Here is a 1,380-nt window from a genome sequence, read left to right on the forward strand (position 1 = left end):
CTGATCACGATGAAATGCATGATCGGATTGGTCTCGCTCAAAACCTGCAGCCAATCAGGCATGTTCGCGACCGGAGTTGCATAGCCCGACAGCAAAACAGCCGGCATCATATAGATGAAGAGACCAATGATCGCTTGTTGCTGTGTCGCAGCCAGGGACGAAATGAACAGACCGATCCCAATTATCGCCGCCAGATAGACGACCATGCTGGCATAGAGGAGAATCAATGATCCGCGTAGCGGGACATCCAGCACCAGCCAGCCCAGGATCAGCATCGCAGTTGCGCTTGCCAGTCCGATCAGAAGTGCAGGAACTGCCTTTCCGATGAGGATTTCCGTCGGTCTCAATGGAGAAACCAGCAGCTGCTCGAATGTGCCAAGCTCGCGTTCACGCGCAATCGACAGCGCCGAGACCATGAACCCGACAATGGCTGTCAGCACGGCGAACAATGCCGGTACCGCAGACCAAAGCGGGTCGAGATTGGGATTGTACCAGACCCGGGTTACCAACTTTGTAAGCGGCGGAATGCCGAGTGCTGCAGCCGTCTCCTCATTGAAATCCTGCACGATCCGGCCTGAATACCCGGCCAGAATCTGCGCGGCATTGGAGGCTCGCCCGTCCAGGATCAACTGAACAGTCGCGTGTTCGCCGCGTTCCAGGGTCCGAGAGAAGTCGGGCCCGATTCGTAGCACCAGATCGACAGATCGCGCGTCGATAGCCGCAGGGATTTCTGAGTCGCTGCGCAGATAGATGATATCCTCGAAAGTTGGAGACCCCTCGAACCTGCTGATCAGCGCACGCGCCTCGGCGCCGCGATCCTGCGTGTACACGCCCAACCTCACACTGGAGATTTCCTGGGTAATTGCGAAGGCATAGATCACCAGAAGGAAAGGCGGAGAGAAGAGAACGACCCACCGGGTTTGGGGATCTCGTGCGCTGGCGAGAAGTTCCTTGATGATGAGAGACAGGATACGCAGAAACATGTTCCTACTCCAGCCGGGTGCGCGTGGTCAGCGCAGTAAGTCCGAAGACTATCACGGCAAAGAGTCCAAGCCCGGCCAGATCCGCCAGGATAACGTTCCAGACATCGCCCGCGAGAAACTCGGTTTGCAATGTCGAAACATAATAGCGGGCAGGAACCGCGTAACTGATGAGCCTCAGGACCAGCGGCATACTATCAATTTCAAACACGAAATTGGAGAAATAGAAGGCAGGCAGGAAGGCGGTCAGAACCGATGCCTGCGCCGCGACCAACTGGTTTCGGGTGAGGGTCGATATGAGCAAACCCTGACCGAGCGAGCACAGCATGAACAAGGACGAAGACAGGATGAGGACGCCGAGAGACCCGCGGAACGGCACGCCAAACAGCCAAACAGCGGT

Annotated in this window: 2 protein-coding genes; both read right to left on the reverse strand. The window is 56.7% G+C overall.

Annotated features, from left to right (window positions below; all coding sequences use genetic code 11):
• On the reverse strand, positions 1 to 983 hold a 983-nt coding region (locus HOC_RS20455), incomplete at its 3' end, for an ABC transporter permease (protein WP_035542485.1).
• Positions 984 to 987: 4 nt separating this feature from the next.
• Positions 988 to 1,380, reverse strand: a 393-nt coding sequence (locus HOC_RS20460) for an ABC transporter permease (protein WP_035542489.1), incomplete at its 5' end; no start/stop codon positions are given.

It is taken from the genome of Hyphomonas oceanitis SCH89, assembly GCF_000685295.1.
GTDB classification, from domain to species: domain Bacteria; phylum Pseudomonadota; class Alphaproteobacteria; order Caulobacterales; family Hyphomonadaceae; genus Hyphomonas; species Hyphomonas oceanitis.